17 protein-coding genes are annotated in these 16,739 nt (G+C 60.8%); 13 read left to right on the top strand and 4 right to left on the bottom strand.

The annotated features are described in order from the left end of the window. Positions 1 to 9 precede the first annotated feature (9 nt). Complete coding sequence (locus AB4048_RS08870; protein WP_442201571.1) at positions 10 to 1,743, bottom strand: hypothetical protein; 1,734 nt, start codon at positions 1,741 to 1,743, stop codon at positions 10 to 12. Positions 1,744 to 2,101: 358 nt separating this feature from the next. Between AB4048_RS08870 and AB4048_RS08865 the strand changes: the two genes are divergently transcribed. Beyond that, positions 2,102 to 3,289 carry a glycine C-acetyltransferase gene (locus tag AB4048_RS08865; RefSeq protein ID WP_442201570.1) on the top strand — a complete coding sequence of 396 codons (1,188 nt, stop codon included), beginning with the start codon at positions 2,102 to 2,104 and terminating at the stop codon, positions 3,287 to 3,289. Between the two features lie 174 nt (positions 3,290 to 3,463). Beyond that, positions 3,464 to 4,501, top strand: coding sequence for an L-threonine 3-dehydrogenase (gene tdh / locus AB4048_RS08860; RefSeq protein ID WP_442201569.1), 1,038 nt, complete (start codon positions 3,464 to 3,466; stop codon positions 4,499 to 4,501). A 53-nt stretch (positions 4,502 to 4,554) separates the two neighbouring features. Here tdh and AB4048_RS08855 read toward each other — a convergent pair whose 3' ends face one another. Further along, the gene (locus tag AB4048_RS08855; RefSeq protein WP_442201568.1) at positions 4,555 to 5,349 is read right to left on the bottom strand and encodes a class I SAM-dependent methyltransferase; all 795 of its coding nucleotides are present in this window, start codon (positions 5,347 to 5,349) and stop codon (positions 4,555 to 4,557) included. Positions 5,350 to 5,947: 598 nt separating this feature from the next. Between AB4048_RS08855 and rpoD the strand changes: the two genes are divergently transcribed. The 9 genes from rpoD to AB4048_RS08810 all read left to right on the top strand — a co-directional run bounded on the left by rpoD (position 5,948) and on the right by AB4048_RS08810 (position 13,376). After that, positions 5,948 to 8,008 carry an RNA polymerase sigma factor RpoD gene (gene rpoD, locus AB4048_RS08850; protein WP_442201567.1) on the top strand — a complete coding sequence of 687 codons (2,061 nt, stop codon included), beginning with the start codon at positions 5,948 to 5,950 and terminating at the stop codon, positions 8,006 to 8,008. Between the two features lie 149 nt (positions 8,009 to 8,157). Then, complete coding sequence (locus AB4048_RS08845) at positions 8,158 to 9,135, top strand: DUF930 domain-containing protein (RefSeq protein ID WP_442201566.1); 978 nt, start codon at positions 8,158 to 8,160, stop codon at positions 9,133 to 9,135. 154 nt (positions 9,136 to 9,289) lie between these two features. Beyond that, positions 9,290 to 9,451 carry a hypothetical protein gene (locus AB4048_RS08840; RefSeq protein WP_442201565.1) on the top strand — a complete coding sequence of 54 codons (162 nt, stop codon included), beginning with the start codon at positions 9,290 to 9,292 and terminating at the stop codon, positions 9,449 to 9,451. A gap of 174 nt (positions 9,452 to 9,625) precedes the next feature. Continuing rightward, complete coding sequence (locus AB4048_RS08835) at positions 9,626 to 9,919, top strand: GYD domain-containing protein (RefSeq protein ID WP_442201564.1); 294 nt, start codon at positions 9,626 to 9,628, stop codon at positions 9,917 to 9,919. Between the two features lie 172 nt (positions 9,920 to 10,091). Continuing rightward, positions 10,092 to 11,018, top strand: a complete 927-nt coding sequence (locus AB4048_RS08830) for a cation diffusion facilitator family transporter (protein ID WP_442201563.1) — start codon at positions 10,092 to 10,094, stop codon at positions 11,016 to 11,018. After that, complete coding sequence (locus AB4048_RS08825) at positions 11,015 to 11,899, top strand: MBL fold metallo-hydrolase (RefSeq protein ID WP_442201562.1); 885 nt, start codon at positions 11,015 to 11,017, stop codon at positions 11,897 to 11,899. The genes AB4048_RS08830 and AB4048_RS08825 overlap by 4 nt, the downstream gene beginning before the upstream one ends. A 1-nt stretch (position 11,900) precedes the next feature. Beyond that, on the top strand, positions 11,901 to 12,323 hold the full coding sequence (locus tag AB4048_RS08820) for a secondary thiamine-phosphate synthase enzyme YjbQ (RefSeq protein ID WP_442201561.1): 423 nt from the start codon (positions 11,901 to 11,903) through the stop codon (positions 12,321 to 12,323). A 146-nt stretch (positions 12,324 to 12,469) separates the two neighbouring features. Continuing rightward, a complete protein-coding gene (locus tag AB4048_RS08815) occupies positions 12,470 to 12,772 on the top strand; it encodes a hypothetical protein (protein ID WP_442201560.1) in 303 nt (100 codons plus the stop codon). Positions 12,773 to 13,010: 238 nt separating this feature from the next. Then, a complete protein-coding gene (locus AB4048_RS08810; protein ID WP_442201559.1) occupies positions 13,011 to 13,376 on the top strand; it encodes a hypothetical protein in 366 nt (121 codons plus the stop codon). 96 nt (positions 13,377 to 13,472) lie between these two features. Here the strand turns inward: AB4048_RS08810 and AB4048_RS08805 are convergent, their stop codons facing one another. Next, positions 13,473 to 13,871 (bottom strand): YybH family protein, encoded by a 399-nt coding sequence (locus AB4048_RS08805; RefSeq protein WP_442201558.1) that lies wholly within the window; start codon positions 13,869 to 13,871, stop codon positions 13,473 to 13,475. 23 nt (positions 13,872 to 13,894) lie between these two features. Then, positions 13,895 to 14,518 carry a TetR/AcrR family transcriptional regulator gene (locus tag AB4048_RS08800; RefSeq protein ID WP_442201557.1) on the bottom strand — a complete coding sequence of 208 codons (624 nt, stop codon included), beginning with the start codon at positions 14,516 to 14,518 and terminating at the stop codon, positions 13,895 to 13,897. Positions 14,519 to 14,633: 115 nt separating this feature from the next. Between AB4048_RS08800 and AB4048_RS08795 the strand changes: the two genes are divergently transcribed. Both AB4048_RS08795 and AB4048_RS08790 read left to right on the top strand, forming a co-directional pair. Further along, entirely contained in the window at positions 14,634 to 15,722 is a 1,089-nt protein-coding gene (locus AB4048_RS08795) for an ABC transporter substrate-binding protein (protein WP_442201556.1), read from the top strand. Positions 15,723 to 15,872: 150 nt separating this feature from the next. Next, positions 15,873 to 16,736 carry an ABC transporter permease gene (locus AB4048_RS08790; RefSeq protein WP_442201555.1) on the top strand — a complete coding sequence of 288 codons (864 nt, stop codon included), beginning with the start codon at positions 15,873 to 15,875 and terminating at the stop codon, positions 16,734 to 16,736. Positions 16,737 to 16,739 lie beyond the last annotated feature (3 nt).

The following is a 16,739-nucleotide window of genomic DNA, read 5'->3' as shown; positions in this document are numbered from 1 at the left end:
ATCCACTGCTTACGGATTATGGTACTTGGTGAGAAACTGCTGCGTTTTCTCGATGCCAAGCCGGCGGGAAACCTCGTTGACGTTCTGGCTTGTCAATGGAACCGGCCGCGTATTCGGGAAGATCAGGTAAGTCACGTCGCTGCCGATCCCGATCCCGCTGCCGCCCCGCAGTCTTGTGCAAGGACGCTGGCCGGCATTGGCGCATTGCGGATTGCCGAGATCCTCGTGTGTCTTCAGCGACGCCTCGCCGATACGGAACCATGGGCCGGCATCGCCCGCCACGCCGAAGGAGCACTTTCCTTCCTTGAACGCGACCGCCAGGTCGCCCTTGCCGATGCCGGTCTGCCTGAGGAACCCGATATCGGAATTCGGAACCGCCAGCGGAACCACGACGAACGGCACTTCCTCGGCGTTGACGAAGCGCTCGGTCGCCGGTCCTGAATCGAATGTCAGCCAGGTCTGCACGTTGTTCGGCCAGCCGCTGCCGCCGATGACCGGAGACCCGTCGGCATCGACCGACATCTTCGCATTGAAGAGGATCGTTCCGTCGTCGAATTTCTTGAGATAGGTGACGCGGTTCTTGTCAGTAGAGCATTTCAACTGCCTGCCGTTGTGCGAGGGAAGGGTCCTGCCGGCAAAGGTGTTGCCGCTGTCGCATTCGTCGTAGAGTTGCTTGAAACTGCGGCCATTGCTGGCGATCAGATCCTGTCCCTTGTCCCTGACGGTGGCGGCCGCCTCATTCAGGCGCGCGCAAATGGCTTCCTCAGTCAGCGCGGCTGTCTCCACGGGGGCGGTGGCGGGGGTTGCCGGGGCTTCGGTCGAGGCAGGTGGCGCTGCCGCCCCGAGCTTCGCGCGAAGATCGGTAAGGGCAGTGGCGAACGCGGCGAGATCGAAATTCTGTGGGTCGTCATGGCCGTCGCTCAGGCCCTGATCGATGGCGGCGTGAAAGGCGGGTGTCATCCACACGCCGGCCCGCGCGCTTGCCATTGCGTAGAGAAGCGCGAGTTTGGCGTACTGTTCCGGCGTGAACCCCGGCATCGGCGCCAGCGCGTCGTTTCTTCTCCCGCCCGACGGATCGCGATGGCGCGGCTGGATCAATTCAATATGCAGGAACAGGCCCTTCGAGGGCTTGCCGATGACCTCGGTTTCAAGCTTCGTGGCCCGCCACGGCACCGAGAAATCGTGACCGGTCAGCGTCTCGCCCTTGCGATTGACGAACATGTGCGCGACGGCCTCGGGCCCCGCATAGCCCGAAAGCTTGTTCAAGATGGGCGCATCGTTCGGCGGAAAGGTCGTTCCCTCGCCGAGAAACGGCGAACTGGTGTCGTGGATCACGAAATAGCGGGCGTGCGGCGCATCGGCGGCGCCTGCCCTTGCCGTCGAAACCGGCCGGTTCAATCCGCCCCCGAGTTTAGCTACGTCGAGCGATTGCGAGGTGAGATAGGCCTCGAGCTTAGCTTTGAGGTCGCCGGTCGGCTGGCCGATCTGCTCGTCGAGCGGCGCTGGCAAAACGGCGGTTGCCGCGTCGACATTGCCGAATTTTCGTACCTTCCTGAGAAGGCATTCAGCCTGTTCCTTCGGCGAGCCCTTGAATTCCAGTTTTGCGGTTTGAAAACCGCATCGGCCGACGGATTGCGCGTTGGCCGGGACGGCGGCGAGAAGGCCAAGGCCGATTGCCGCTCCCGATAGCAGCAGGGAAAAATGGCAGATCCCGATTGCGTCATTCTGGCTGCGTCTACCCATGCTCGATCCTCCGTTTGGACAAACCTGACCTTTGAAATTCCTGACCTGGAAATTGCGGCTGTGATGCGGGGCCAATCGCCGTTTGCTGTCGCCTGCCGTTACGCAACCGGCCCGGCACGCCAAAAGAAACAGCGCTGCGGGAAACCGGTCGTTTCACGGCATGGTCTCTGGATGCGATAGGGGGAACCCTCGACAAGAGCGTACGCCCGGACTGAAAAAATGCAAGCTATACATGTTGCGACGGTTTTCCCTAAGCCGTCGTCGCGGCTGCCGTAGGCGCGGCGACCCGTCCCATGCTATGTTTTTTGCCAATCAACATCGCCCGTCTCGATAGCGGAGGGCAAAAGCGGACATGGTCATGGCGGCAAGTTTTCTCGATCACATCAAATCCGAGCTCGTCGGCCTGAATCAGGCTGGCCTCTACAAATCCGAGCGCGTCATCACGTCGAAACAGGGGGGCGAGATCGCCGTCTCCTCGGGCGAGCGGGTGCTGAATTTCTGCGCCAACAACTATCTCGGGCTTGCGGACAATGACGAACTGGCCGAGGCCGGCAAGCAGGCGCTCGATCGCTATGGCTACGGCATGGCCTCCGTGCGTTTCATCTGCGGCACGCAGGAGGAGCACAAGCAGCTCGAAGCTCGCATTTCGTCGTTCCTCGGCATGGAGGACACGATCCTCTATTCCTCCTGCTTCGACGCAAATGGCGGTCTCTTCGAAACGCTGTTTTCCGAAGAGGATGCGATCATTTCCGATGCGCTGAACCATGCCTCGATCATCGACGGCGTCAGGCTTTCGAAGGCGAAGCGCTTCCGCTACGCCAACAACGACATGGCCGCGCTCGAAGAGGAATTGAAAAAGGCCGAAGGCTGCCGCTTCAAGATGATAGCAACCGACGGCGTCTTCTCCATGGACGGCATCATCGCCAACCTTGAAGGCGTCTGCGATCTGGCGGAGAAATATGGCGCCATGGTCATGGTCGATGACAGCCACGCGGTCGGCTTCGTCGGCAGAAACGGGCGCGGCTCGCCGGAACATTGCGGCGTTGAGGGCCGCATCGACATTATCACGGGCACGCTCGGCAAGGCGCTGGGTGGCGCTTCCGGCGGCTACACCTCGGGCAAAGCCGAAGTCGTCGATTGGCTGCGTCAGCGCTCGCGACCCTATCTGTTCTCGAACACGCTGGCGCCGGTGATCGCCGCGGCGTCGCTCAAGGTCTTCGACCTGATCGAGCATGGCGATGCGCTTCGCCGGCATCTTTTCGACAATGCAGCGCTCTTCCGCGCCGAAATGACGAAGCTCGGCTTTACGCTCGCCGGCGAAGGCCATCCGATCATCCCGGTCATGCTCGGTGACGCCAAGCTTGCGCAGGACATGGCGGCGCTGATGCTGAAGAAGGGCGTCTACGTCATCGGCTTCTCGTTCCCCGTCGTGCCAAAGGGCCAGGCCCGCATTCGCACGCAGATGTCGGCTGCGCATTCCCGCGCCGACGTCGAGCGCGTGATTGCAGCTTTTGCGGAAGCGGGCAGGGAACTGGGCGTGATTTAATTTAAGATTGGGGCTGCCCCTCACCCTAACCCTCTCCCGGTAAGAACGGGGAGAGGGGACGCGCCTCGGGAAGCGCCGAGGGTGCCGCTGGTCCTCTTCGCCGCGCTTGCGGGGGAAGGTCGCGGCAGGCGGATGAGGGGCGGATCTGGCCGGCCAAGCAAGGGAACGCAACTGATGACCAACATGATGAAAGCCCTCGTCAAAGCCAAGCCCGAAGTGGGTCTCTGGATGGAAAACGTGCCGGTGCCGGAGGTCGGGCCGAACGACGTGCTGATCCGGGTGAAGAAATCCGCCATCTGCGGTACGGACGTTCACATCTGGAACTGGGATCAGTGGGCGCAGAAGACTATTCCCGTGCCGATGGTCGTCGGCCATGAATTCTGCGGCGAGATCGCCGAGATCGGCTCGGCGGTCACCAAGTACCATGTCGGCGAGCGTGTCTCGGGCGAAGGCCACATCGTTTGCGGCAAGTGCCGCAACTGCCGGGCGGGCAGGGGGCATCTGTGCCGCAACACGCTCGGCGTTGGCGTGAACCGTCCCGGCTCGTTCGGAGAGTTTGTCTGCATTCCGGAGGCGAACGTCGTGCCGATCCCCGACGATATTCCCGACGAGATCGCGGCGATTTTCGATCCGTTCGGCAATGCGGTCCACACCGCGCTTTCCTTCGATCTCGTCGGCGAGGACGTCCTGGTGACCGGCGCCGGGCCGATCGGGATCATGGGGGCGATGGTCGCCAAGCGTTCGGGCGCGCGAAAAGTGGTGATCACCGATATCAATCCCAACCGGCTGGAACTCGCCCGCAAGGTGGGCATCGACCACGTGGTCGATGCCTCCAGGGAAAATCTTTCCGACGTCATGAAGGCGATCGGCATGACGGAAGGCTTCGATGTCGGGCTCGAAATGTCAGGGGCGGCCCCTGCTTTCCGTGACATGATCGACAAGATGAACAACGGCGGCAAAATCGCCATCCTCGGCATCGCGCCGGCCGGCTTCGAGATCGACTGGAACAAGGTCATCTTCAAGATGCTGAACCTGAAGGGCATCTACGGCCGCGAGATGTTCGAGACCTGGTACAAGATGATCGCCTTCGTCCAAGGTGGCCTCGACGTTTCCCCGGTCATCACCCACCGTATAAAGATCGACGCATTCCGGGACGGTTTCGAGGCGATGCGCTCGGGCAACTCCGGCAAGGTGGTCATGGATTGGCAATAGCGGCAGGCGGGTAGCCTGCTTTCACCTCGGGCAATTCAGCCAAAATAGGCGCTCTATCGCTCGGGTACGCGACCCGTCACGGCGTTGCAGAACGCTTCGTAGGCGATGCGTCCATCGGGCGCTGTCGGTAGCTGTTCGCGCAGCCGCTCGCGCAGTTGGGCTTTGACCTGCGGCGACAGCTCTTCAAGCGATTTGCCGATTGGCCCAACCGGCACGGCGTTCGAATCCCAGAAATCATCGAAGTTGGAGTAAGCGACTTCGATGCGCAGCGTCCGGGTGGCGACCGAAGCCAGTCCCGCCGCTTCCCAGAGTTCTTGCAGGGCGTCCTTCGTCGAAGCACCGCTGCTGGTTGGGCGCGGTGCGTCGATGCCCAGCGAATGCAGTGCGTCGTGGAGCGGTTGGATCGGCGCCCCACCACCGGGAATATCCCACATATAGGCGGCGGCCCATCCGCCCGGCCTGACCACGCGCTTCATCTCCGAGACCCCTTTCGCCGGATCGGGAAGGAATGAAATCACCAGAGCCATGATCGCGGCGTCGAAGCTGTCGTTGTCGAAAGCCAGGGCCTGCGCGTCGCCTTTTTGGAAGTTTGCCATCCCGGCTCCGTCGCGGGTGCGTGCATAGGCCAGCTGGTATTCGGACGGGTCGATCGCCTCGACTGCCGCGGGGGCGCAGCGCGCGATGAGTTCTTCCGTCGATGCGCCGTTGCCGCAACCGATGTCGAGCCACCTCAGGCCATCAGGCACGTCGAGCCACGCGAAGAACGCCCTTCCGACGCGGCGGGTCCATCGACCCATCATGCGTTCATAGGCTTTTCCGTCGGTGAATATCTGGCTGGCTTCGGACATTTGGAGGTGCACCATCTGTTTCGGGCATAAGGAAAAGCACAATGCGCCTTCAATAAATGCTCAACAAGCGCCGAGGGGGCCAATTCCAGCCTTGGAAATCGGACGGCAGGTCCCCAGGAAAGCAGGCGGCGGCGTTTTGGCGTCGCAGGGGGATGATTTTCGTCGGACCGAGCCGCAAAGGCATCGAAAAATCTTGCCGACACGCAAGTTTTGTGCCTCGCCCTTGCCATTGCCAAAGCGCTCCCTATTTATGGGTCATCGGTTGGCGGGGCTGTGAAAAAGCCTGTGGATAATCCCTTTTGTCTTTTTTCGGCGGCTTTTTTTCGAGAAAAGCTTGACGAGAGGGGAAATTGTGGGAATCACCGTTTGTCTTCGGAGAAACGGTGAAGGTGTGTCAGGCGGATCTAACGACCATGGCCGGAAAACCATGCGCAATCCAGCCTCGCTGTCCAGTGCCGGCGATCGTGGTTAATCAGGCATTAAACGTCAATCCGTTAGTTGAGTATGGGTGATTCGCGGCTGGCGTCGTGCACGCCTGGCCAGGACACGGCCATTCACCTAAGCGAAGTTTTGAGCGTCAGGGAAAGCGACGATATAAATGGCAACCAAAGTCAAAGAAAACGAAGAAGCTGAAGTCGAACGCGACGGCGCCTCCGACGGCCCGCTTCTCGATCTTTCCGATGACGCGGTCAAGAAGATGATCAAGGCCGCCAAGAAGCGCGGCTACGTGACGATGGACGAGCTCAATGCCGTTCTTCCGTCCGAGGAAGTGACGTCCGAACAGATCGAAGACACGATGGCGATGCTCTCAGACATGGGCATCAACGTCATCGAAGACGAGGAAGCTGAGGAAGCGGGCACCGCCGGCGCGAGCAGCGACGACGACGACAACTCGAGCGACGAGGATGGCGAGGGCGGCGAGCTTTCTCCGTCCACCGGCACTCAGCTCGCGGCGGCCAAGAAGAAAGAGCCGACCGACCGCACCGACGACCCCGTGCGCATGTACTTGCGCGAGATGGGTTCTGTCGAGCTGTTGTCGCGCGAAGGCGAAATCGCCATCGCAAAGCGCATCGAGGCCGGCCGCGAGACGATGATCGGTGGCCTCTGCGAGAGCCCGCTGACGTTCCAGGCCCTGATCATCTGGCGCGACGAACTCAACGAAGGCACGACGCTGCTGCGCGAGATCATCGATCTCGAAACGACCTATTCCGGTCCTGAGGCGAAGGCTGCACCGCAGTTCCAGAGCCCCGAGAAGATCGAGGCGGACCGCAAGGCTGCCGAAGAGAAGGAAAAGGCGCGCCGCGGTCGTGCTGGCGACGACGACATCACCGATGTCGGCGGCGAAGGCCTGCCGCCCGAGGAAGAGGAAGAGGACGAAGACGAGTCCAGCCTTTCGCTCGCCGCGATGGAAGCGGAACTGCGCCCGCAGGTCATGCTCACCCTCGACACGATCGCCGAGACCTACAAGAAGCTGCGCAAGCTGCAGGACCAGCAGGTCGAACAACGGCTGTCGGCTTCCGGCACGCTGTCGTCCGCTCAGGAGCGCCGCTACAAGGAACTCAAGGACGAACTGGTCAAGTCGGTCAAGTCGCTGTCGCTCAACCAGAACCGCATCGACGCGCTGGTCGAGCAGCTTTACGACATCAACAAGCGTCTCGTGCAGAACGAGGGCCGCCTGTTGCGTCTGGCCGAATCCTACGGCGTAAAGCGCGACTCTTTCCTGGAGCAGTATCAGGGCGCTGAGCTCGATCCGAACTGGATGAAGTCGATCGGCAATCTGGCCGCCCGCGGCTGGAAGGAATTCGCCAAGAGCGAAAACACCACGATCCGTGACATCCGCCAGGAAATCCAGAATCTGGCGACCGAAACCGGTATCTCGATCTCGGAATTCCGCCGCATCGTGCACATGGTGCAGAAGGGCGAGCGTGAAGCACGCATCGCCAAGAAGGAAATGGTCGAAGCGAACCTTCGTCTCGTCATCTCCATCGCCAAGAAGTACACGAACCGCGGTCTGCAGTTCCTCGACCTCATTCAGGAAGGCAACATCGGCCTGATGAAGGCGGTCGACAAGTTCGAGTATCGCCGCGGTTATAAGTTCTCGACCTATGCCACCTGGTGGATTAGGCAGGCGATTACCCGCTCGATCGCCGACCAGGCCCGTACGATCCGCATTCCGGTGCACATGATCGAGACGATCAACAAGATCGTTCGCACCTCGCGCCAGATGCTGCACGAGATCGGCCGCGAGCCGACGCCGGAGGAACTGGCCGAAAAGCTCGCGATGCCGCTCGAAAAGGTCCGCAAGGTCCTGAAGATCGCCAAGGAGCCGATCTCGCTCGAAACCCCCGTGGGCGACGAAGAGGACAGCCACCTCGGCGATTTCATCGAGGACAAGAACGCGCTGCTGCCGATCGACGCCGCCATTCAGGCGAACCTGCGCGAGACCACCACCCGCGTTCTCGCCTCGCTGACGCCGCGCGAAGAACGCGTGCTGCGAATGCGCTTCGGCATCGGCATGAACACCGACCACACGCTCGAAGAGGTCGGCCAGCAGTTCTCGGTCACCCGCGAACGTATCCGCCAGATCGAGGCAAAGGCGTTGCGCAAGCTGAAGCATCCGAGCAGATCGAGGAAGCTGAGAAGCTTCCTGGATAGCTAAGGCGTCGACATAATCGCGATCACGAGCCCGGTCAGGTCATCCTGGTCGGGCTTTTCTTTGCCTAAACGATGTCACTTTTTCGTTTGCGGCTTGATCATGCCTTTTTAAAAAGCCACATCGGCTCAGGTGCTGGAACATCGCGCGGGATCATGGGGAAGTTATCCGAAAAGCAGCGAGAAACATTCGGACGGATCATTGCCGTCTCGATCCTGCTGCATGTCGTGCTGGCCGGGCTGATCTTCGTGAAGTTGCCGCAACAGTTGCCGACGCCGGAGGACAACGCGGTAAAGGTCGAGCTTGTGCCGCCGCCGGAAGAAAAGCCCCCGGAGCCACCGCCGCCGCCGAAGCAGGAAGAGGCGAAAAAACCGGATCCGCCAAAACCTCCGCCCAAGCCGCCGGAGCCTCAGAAGAAGCAGTCTATTCCCTCTCTCAAGCCCGCCGTCGAGTTCGGCCAGAAGGATAGCGGGCCAAAGATATCGACCGACGGGGACGCGACCGAAGATCAGGCAAAGTCGACAGAGGACAAGCCAGCCGATCCGCCGCCGACCGAGACCGCGGCTGAGCCGGCGAAACCAGAACCGCCGGTGCCCGCGCCAAAACCCGTCGAGCCGCAGCTGCTGGCCACGAACAACCCCGCCGATATGAAGGTGGATCTGAACGACCGTCCCCCGGAGACGCCACCTGCGGCCGAGAAACCAACGCAGGATACGGCAAAGCCGCAGGACAAGCAGGCAAACGTATCCGGCAAGCCCAGTACGGGGCGCAAGCTCACGCAGGCAAGGAAGATATTCTCACGCTCAAAGACTTCCGATCCTATCGCCCGGCTCGCCATGGGCATGGTGTCGCGCAATGAGCGCTTCGACCGGCTTTGCGGGACCGAACTCGTCGCGCAGCTGCAGCATGGCTCGCCGGCCTATAACCCCGTTCTATTCCCTCGGGTTGTTCGCCCTCAAGGCAACGTGTTCGATCTCCCGAACGGCAGCTTCCGGGATGCTCAGGGCTGGCGCGAGCTGAGCTTCAAATGCGAGGTGGATAGCGAGGCCATGAAGGTCGTTTCATTTGCTTTCAGCGTTGGGAAGCCTATTCCGAAGAGCGAATGGCAAAGCCGTGGCTTTCCCGAATACTAATCGTGACACCCTTCAATCGACGCTTATAGAAAGACCTGCATATTCAAATTGTTAAGGTGGAAATGCGCAAGCTTGGCGCGTCAGGCTTACGCAAGACTGGGCGGCTAATTTGCCCAGGAGGCCGGAAATGATTTCGGCAGGAGAGGGAAATGACATGACAGTCGATGGGGACAGCTTTCTGGAGAGCCTGGACGAAGCCGCCTGCCTCGTTTTCTTCGAGAACAAGGGTGATGAACTCACCGATATTCTCGTCGCCTCTCTGGAAGAAACGCTGGAGATCCTGAGGGGCGAGCAGCGTGGCGATGTCGTTCATTGATTGCTCGCGCCATCGGTCGTCTCCTGTTGCTTGTTCAGCTTCCGCGCGAGGACTATAGTTCTTCCACGATGGAGGTCGTTGCGACGCATCGCGGGTCGGTTTTCGAGTAAGGAAAGAGTTCAGGCGTAGTGTGGCGCCGACACGGCCATGCCTCCATCGAACGGGAGGTACGAAATGACCACGTATATTCTCTTGATCAATTGGACTGAGCAAGGCGTCAGGAATGTTCGCGACTCGCCGAAGCGGCTGGACGCGGCCAGGAAGGCGCTTGGCGAAATGGGCGGCAATTTCAAGGAATTCTATCTCACCATGGGGGATCACGACATGGTGGCGGTCTGCGAGGCGCCGGATGACGCCGTACTCGCCCGTTTCGCGCTGACGCTAGGGCAGGGCGGCAACGTGCGCACCCGCACCCTCAAAGCGTTTCCCGAGGCTGCCTATCGCGAGATCATCCACTCGCTCGGCTGATCTGTCTATCGCGAGACAATAGCCTGTTTCCGCGCCAGAACTCGGCCGCCTGTGCGGCCGGGTTCTGCAGCGCTGTCCGAAGGCTGCCCGTCGGTCAGTCCAAGTCCCTCACTGGAACCGGTGCGAATTCGCCTGTATGCATTCAAAATCGAATCAACCCCGGGCGATGAGAATGCTGACTGAGCAGGGCGTGCTGCGTGCCTCGATCGCCGTCACCGTCTTGATTGCGGTCTGCGGGATTGTGTTCGGGGTCCTGTCGGGATCCTTCTCCATCGCTTTTGACGGCGCCTATTCGCTCGCCGATGCCGGAATGACGGCGCTTGCGCTCTGGGTCTCCAACCTGATCGTGCAATCGGCGAAGGACGATGCTCTCGCGCGGGGTTTCAAAAAGCGCTTCACCATGGGTTTCTGGCACCTGGAGCCCATGGTCCTCGGGCTCAACGGCGTGCTGCTGATCTCGGTCGCGATCTACGCCTTGATCAACGCGGTCATCAGCGTGCTCAGCGGTGGCCACGATTTGGAATTCGGATTTGCGATCGTATACGCCGCAGTGGTCTTAGTGGCCTGCATCACCATGGCCGTCATCGGGATGCGCGCAAATCGCCAACTGAATTCGGATTTCATAGCGCTTGATGTGAAGGCCTGGATCATGTCCGGCGGGATCACGTTGGCGCTGCTGATTGCTTTCATCATCGGGTATTTCGCCGAGGGCAGCCGACTTGCGTGGATCGCTCCCTATGTCGATCCGGCCGTGCTGGCCATTGTCTGCTTGATCATCATTCCGATGCCGGTCGGCACCGTACGTCAGGCGTTTTCAGACATGCTGCTGATCGCCCCGCTCGACTTGAAGCGGCATGTCGATCGGGTTGCGATCGATACCGCCAGCAAGCATGGTTTTTTGTCTTATCGTGCCTATGTCGCCAAGGTGGGGCGCGCTATTCAGGTTGAGCTCTACTTCATTGTGCCGCAGAACTGGCCAGCGAAGCGCATCGAAGAATGGGACGGGCTCCGTGACGAGATCGGAGCTGCCATCGGTGGAGAAGGCCAGAACCGCTGGCTGACCATCGCCTTTACAGCAGATCCGGAGTGGGCCGAATGACGCGCGATATGACCTCGACAATGAGGGTTCTCGAACCCTACCCGGGCGTGTTCGCCTACTATGACGGACGCATCGAGGGGCGCCGGCTCCACTCGGCTGAGCCGAACTGGCTTGATGACGCCGCCTATGGGCTTGGCGTCGCTTCCTATGCGGTCGTCGATGGCGGCGAGGCTCTGGTCTACGACACCCACATCTCGCTTTCCCATGCGGAAGCGATCCGTGCGCATCTCGAAGCGCTGGGCGTCACCTCCATCCGCGTCGTACTCAGCCATTGGCATGTGGATCATGTCGCTGGAAATGCGGCGTTTGCCGACTGCGAGATCATCGCGCTTCGAGCGACGGCCGATCTGCTTGCGGCCAACAGGGAGAAGCTCGCTGCCCGGGAGCCACCGCTTTCGCCGCTCGTGCTACCGAACCGAGTGTTCGAACGGCAATTGGCGCTCTCGGTCGGAAACCGCCGCGTCGAGTTGCATCACTTCGAGATCCACAGCGCCGACGGTAACGTTCTTTGGCTGCCGGATGACGGTATTCTGCTTGCCGGGGATACGGTGGAAGACACGGTCACCTACATCGCCGAACCGTCGCGCGCAGCCGAGCATGTCCGCGAGCTGGAGCGTCTGCGCAGCTTAGCCATTCGCCACATTCTACCGAGCCACGGCGACGCCGCCCGCATCGCTGCCGGCGGCTACGAGCCAAGCCTCATCGACGCGAACCGGCGCTACCTGCAGCGGCTTCTGGATCCGGCGGCGCGGGCGAGCGGCGGATCGCTAAAGGCGTTCGTTGCAGACGATCTGGCTTCTCGGGCTATCCTCTATTTCGAGCCCTACGAGGCCGTGCACGCCAAGAATGTCGTCGCTCTCGATACTGTCGGGGCGGGCTAGCATGCCTCAAACCTTGCTGACGATTTCGACGCATGGCCAGGGCCTCTATGAGTTCACCGGCGAGGCGGCTGACTTTGTCCGCAAGGCAGGGGCCAGGGAAGGGTTGCTCACGGTCTTCGTGCGCCACACTTCCTGCTCGCTGCTGATCCAGGAGAATGCCGATCCGGATGTAAAGACCGATTTGGACGGGTTTTTCCGCCGCCTCGTTCCGCCTGCATCCGATCCCTCGATGCGCTGGATCGTTCACACGACCGAAGGCCCCGACGACATGCCGGCTCATATCAAGTCGGCACTGACGCAAGTATCGCTCGGCATTCCCGTGCATGCGGGGCGGTTGATGCTAGGGACCTGGCAGGGTCTTTATCTTTTCGAGCATCGCGACAGGCCACACCGTCGCGAGGTCGTTCTGCATCTCTCCAACTAAGCAAAATCTTAACCATATCCGACGCTTGCGGGCCGATGAACTCAATGTGAATACCGGGTTCTCGCGACGTTCAGATCGCTAGCGATATGTTGCCTCCTGTCTGGCTCAGGCCGGATCTTAAATTCCAGTTTAATCAGGAGATATTCATGTCCACGATATTCGCAAAGATCGGCGTTGCCGCGCTCGTGATGATCGGTTCGATCGCAACTAGCCTTCCCCAGGCACACGCCAATGATCTGTCGGCTTATGTCCAGCAGGTCAGCTCGCGTTCTCGCGGTTTTTGCACGGGCTCGCAGGCCGAAAGCCGCGCGCGCGGCATGGGGTTGTCCCGCGTGCGGGTGGTCAGCCTGAATTCGCGGTGGATCGTCGTCGAGGGCAGGGACCGTCGCAACCGCCTGCAGCGGGTGACGTTTTGGAACGAGCGCGGCTGCCCGCTGGCGCGTCGCTGATCCGGCCGGTCTCATATTTCGATAAAATCTGTGCGCCGCCTTTGGAAAGCAAAGGCGGCCTTTCTTTCGCCAACATATACCGATTTTGGGTGATGCGGTCGCTGCGCTGTTCCTAGTGAACCGCGCATGAATGGGTGGTTCCAAACCCATTCAGTTTCCACCCATTACTATCCGGTGCATCGCTTCGAATGAGGCGACGGCCGGCACGAGATGCATATCTCGCTCATTGGAGGATTAAATGAAGCAATTTTTCGCGAAGCTCGGGCTCGCCATGGTCATCGGCGTAACCGCGCTTTCCGGCACCGTGACCAACGCTGCCGCCCAGGGGCTCGATATCTATGTTGGCCCGGCGCATCGTCCGCCGCCGCCGGATTATTATCGCCCGGCACCGCCCCCACCGGGATACGGATACGGTCGTCCGGCCTACGGTCCGCGTGGCTGCGATCCGCGCCGTGCGGAAGACATCGCCCGCGACTACGGCTTCCGCCGCGCGCGTGTCGTCGACGTGACCCCGCGCCGCGTCATCGTCGATGGCTTCAGCCGCCTCGGTCCCGACACGATCGTTTTCGCAAACGTCCGCGGCTGCCCGATCATGGGCCGCTGATCAACGTCCTCCTCGTCGCGATCGACGGAGACTTTCATAAAGAACCCGCCCGCTGCCGCATTGGCACGGGCGGTTTTTTGTTGGCTGAACGACGCCCTACGCTTGCGGCATCTGCGATAGATGCTCGTGAATTGCGAGCCAGGCGCCGTCCGCCTGCCTTTCGAAGACGATCGTCTCCCTTTCCTTCGCCTGAACCGGCTCGCCGTTGAAGGCGAGTTCGGTTTCGACGCTGTGGGTGAAGATAGCCGTGGTGCCGGCGATCTGGACGTTGCGCCCGCTCGATCGGCATCCCTTCACGCGAAAGCCGTCGCGGCTTTCCCAGAGTTGCCATTCCGCCTCGTATTCGGCGCGGTTTTTCAGCACGCGGTCGAGATTGTGGAATATGAAGGTCGCCTCCGGCGCGAAAGCGGCGAAATAGCGTTCCCGATCGTGGCTCGAGAAGGCGTCCACAAGGTGGTCGGCGGCCGCAAGCACGGCGTCTTCCAGTTGCTGCATGTCTGGTTTCCTGTTGATTGCTTTCAAATCTTCGGGCTGCTGATGAGGTTCGCCAGCGGCCTCGTCTGGCGCGCGACCTTTTCCTTTAGCGCGTCAAGCGGCATCGTCTCGTCCTTGGCGAACTCGATGAACATCAGATTGAGGTTGTTGAATACCATCTGCCCAACCGCGGCGGCATCTATGCCGGGCATGACGGCGCCGCGCAGTTGCAGCTTCTGGACGAGCATCGAGACCTGGTCGCAGAGCCGGCTGTCGAGTTCGGTGTAGCGCCGGCTGAAGGGGCTTTCCGGCTGCTGGATCGAAATCGCCATCGCCGTCCGCCACATTTCCTTGCTCAGATAGACGAGGGAATGGTCGTAATACTGGTTGATCAGCGTCTGCAGTGCCGCGAGCGTCGTTGCAGGTGGATTTTCGACGATCGACTTGCCGGCCTCCAGCACTTCCTCCACTTCCATCGAAACGGCGGCGACGAGGATGTCGCCCTTGTTCTCGAAGTAGTTGTAGAACGTGCCGACCGAGACTTCGGCCCGCATGGCGATGTCTTCGATACGTGCGCTATCGTAGCCCACCTCGCGGAAGAGCGTGGTGGCCGCTTCCAGTATCCGTCTGTTCTTGTCGGCCTTCTGCCTAGCGCGAAGTCCCGCCATGCCGCCTTTTCCTTTTTTGAACACCCTCAAAATTGATATTGACTTAAAAAATGAACTCATTCAATCTTTTTGATGAAGGCGCCAGAATGAGCGCCATCCAACAGAGGGAACTAAGATGAGCCAATTCGCCGAAGGCGCCCGTTCGCGCCGATTTCTTTCGTCCGTCGCCACGCTTTCGCTTATGGCCGTTTCCGCGCTTGCCACGCCGGCGTTGGCGCAGGACGAGCTGAACGCACTCGTCTGGTGCGACCACACCGATCCGGCGCTGATCGAGCCTTTCGAGAAGGCGAACAACGTCAAGGTCAATCTCAAGGAATACGAGGGCACCGGCGCTGGGCTGTCGATCATCGACCAGTCGCGTCCGGGTGACTGGGACGTGCTGGTGATCGATGCCGTCGACGTCCAGCGCGCCGTGGACAAGAACATCCTCGCCGAAATGCCGGCAAGCGCGCTGCCAAATGCCGATATCTTCCCGGAAGTCCGGATGGAGGCGAACAACACACGCGACGGCAAGACCTACGCGGTCACCGAGAAGTTCGGCTACAACACGGTCTCCTACGACAAGTCCAAGGTCGATCCTGCCGACATGAAGGACATCAACAAGATCTGGTCGGACAAGTACAAGGGTCACATCGCCGTCTACGACTACTATCTGCCGATGATCGGTCTCACCGGTATTGCGCTCGGCAAGCAGACGGCCGACCTCAAGGAAGCCGATCTTCCCGCCATCCGCGACAAGCTCTTCGATCTGAAGAAGAATGCCAAGCAGGTGAGCGACGTCGTATCCTCGCAGACCGCGCTTGCGACCGGCGAAGTCGACATCGTCTTCGGCGGTGGCGAATGGCTGACGGCAGGCCTCGTCAAGGACAAGCCTAATCTCGACTGGACGATCCCCGAGCAGGGCGCGGTGCGCTGGGCGCAGTCGATCGGCGTGATGAAAGACTCCAAGAAGCAGGACCTGGCGCTGAAGTTCGTGCAGTATATCGTAAGCCCCGAAGGGCAGGCGCGGCTTGCAACCTCTTCCTGCTACTGGGCGATGCCCGCCAACGAGAAGGCTGGCGCCAACCTGACCGCCGAACAGAAGACGGCGCTGCGCTGGGACGAGCAGGCGACCTACCTGAAGAAGGCCCAGCTCTACCCGATCCCGAGCCCCGATCTCGACGCCAAGATGCAGGACGTCTGGACGGAAATGCTGCAGAAGTAAGCAGACCGCTTTCTGAAAATTGCCCTCACCTAACCCTCTCCCCGTTCTGACGGGGAGAGGGTACGACTGAGCTTGCCACTCGTTCCTCTTCCCCGCAGTGAAGGCGCCAGGCAAGGCGGACGCGGGGCTATAGCACGGAGTTTTTGGCCCATGGTCGCCTCTACCCTCGAAGATGCTGAACGCAGGAAGGCCTGGGGTTTCGTCGCCCCGGCCTTGCTCTGGACGCTCGCTTTCTTCGTCGCCCCCTTCCTTTTCATGGCCGCCATGAGCCTATGGGCGCAGCAGGCCGGAGAGATCGTGAAGGTCTGGAACTTCAGCAACTACATCGCCTTCTTCCAAAAGGACGCCCTGTTTCAGGCGCTGATCAATTCCCTGGAAATCACCGCGACAGTCACGGTGCTGTCGGTGCTTCTGGCCTATCCGCTTGCCTGGATCATCGCCGAGCGCGTGCCGCAGCGCTACCAGCGCACCGCGCTGATCATGGCTGTTCTGCCGTTCTGGACTTCCTACGTCGTGCGCTCCTATTCGTGGCTGCTCGTCTTGTCGAAGGGTGGGGTCATCAACCAGGCGCTGATCTCGGCGCGGCTGATTTCCGAGCCGCTGGAACTCGCCAGCAACCGCACGGCCACCGTCATCGGCTTCGTGCATTTCTTCGTCATGCTTTTGACGCTGACGATATACGCAAACCTCGTGCAGCTGTCGCCGAACTACCGACGGGCCGCCGCCGATCTCGGCGCCAACGCCCTGCAGACCTTCTGGCATGTCGTGCTGCCGCTGACGCTGCCGGGGATCATGACCGGCGCGTTCCTGACCTTCGTGCTCTGCATCGGCGACTACGTGACGCCGCAGATCCTCGGCGGCAACAACGAACTGGTCTTGCCGCAAATCATCATGCTGCAGCTCGGACGCCGGGCGGATTTCCCGATGGCTGCGGCGCTGTCGATCATCCTGATGCTCGTGGTCACCGCGGCATACGCTGCCTGCGCCCGCTGGCTGAAAATCGAGAGGGCGTGAGCC

The sequence above is a fragment of the Rhizobium sp. RAF56 genome (assembly GCF_052113965.1).
Lineage (GTDB): Bacteria > Pseudomonadota > Alphaproteobacteria > Rhizobiales > Rhizobiaceae > Rhizobium.
Note: the sequence above shows the minus strand (reverse complement) of the source record. Positions and strands in the feature narration are given on the sequence as shown.

Excerpts from the sequence above, each read along its gene's own strand:
- AB4048_RS08870 (WP_442201571.1), bottom strand. The coding sequence starts at position 1,743 with ATGGGTAGACGCAGCCAGAATGACGCAATCGGGATCTGCCATTTTTCC.
- AB4048_RS08865 (WP_442201570.1), top strand. The coding sequence starts at position 2,102 with ATGGCGGCAAGTTTTCTCGATCACATCAAATCCGAGCTCGTCGGCCTG.
- tdh (WP_442201569.1), top strand. The coding sequence starts at position 3,464 with ATGACCAACATGATGAAAGCCCTCGTCAAAGCCAAGCCCGAAGTGGGT.
- AB4048_RS08855 (WP_442201568.1), bottom strand. The coding sequence starts at position 5,349 with ATGTCCGAAGCCAGCCAGATATTCACCGACGGAAAAGCCTATGAACGC.
- rpoD (WP_442201567.1), top strand. The coding sequence starts at position 5,948 with ATGGCAACCAAAGTCAAAGAAAACGAAGAAGCTGAAGTCGAACGCGAC.
- AB4048_RS08845 (WP_442201566.1), top strand. The coding sequence starts at position 8,158 with ATGGGGAAGTTATCCGAAAAGCAGCGAGAAACATTCGGACGGATCATT.
- AB4048_RS08840 (WP_442201565.1), top strand. The coding sequence starts at position 9,290 with ATGACAGTCGATGGGGACAGCTTTCTGGAGAGCCTGGACGAAGCCGCC.
- AB4048_RS08835 (WP_442201564.1), top strand. The coding sequence starts at position 9,626 with ATGACCACGTATATTCTCTTGATCAATTGGACTGAGCAAGGCGTCAGG.
- AB4048_RS08830 (WP_442201563.1), top strand. The coding sequence starts at position 10,092 with ATGCTGACTGAGCAGGGCGTGCTGCGTGCCTCGATCGCCGTCACCGTC.
- AB4048_RS08825 (WP_442201562.1), top strand. The coding sequence starts at position 11,015 with ATGACGCGCGATATGACCTCGACAATGAGGGTTCTCGAACCCTACCCG.
- AB4048_RS08820 (WP_442201561.1), top strand. The coding sequence starts at position 11,901 with ATGCCTCAAACCTTGCTGACGATTTCGACGCATGGCCAGGGCCTCTAT.
- AB4048_RS08815 (WP_442201560.1), top strand. The coding sequence starts at position 12,470 with ATGTCCACGATATTCGCAAAGATCGGCGTTGCCGCGCTCGTGATGATC.
- AB4048_RS08810 (WP_442201559.1), top strand. The coding sequence starts at position 13,011 with ATGAAGCAATTTTTCGCGAAGCTCGGGCTCGCCATGGTCATCGGCGTA.
- AB4048_RS08805 (WP_442201558.1), bottom strand. The coding sequence starts at position 13,871 with ATGCAGCAACTGGAAGACGCCGTGCTTGCGGCCGCCGACCACCTTGTG.
- AB4048_RS08800 (WP_442201557.1), bottom strand. The coding sequence starts at position 14,518 with ATGGCGGGACTTCGCGCTAGGCAGAAGGCCGACAAGAACAGACGGATA.
- AB4048_RS08795 (WP_442201556.1), top strand. The coding sequence starts at position 14,634 with ATGAGCCAATTCGCCGAAGGCGCCCGTTCGCGCCGATTTCTTTCGTCC.
- AB4048_RS08790 (WP_442201555.1), top strand. The coding sequence starts at position 15,873 with ATGGTCGCCTCTACCCTCGAAGATGCTGAACGCAGGAAGGCCTGGGGT.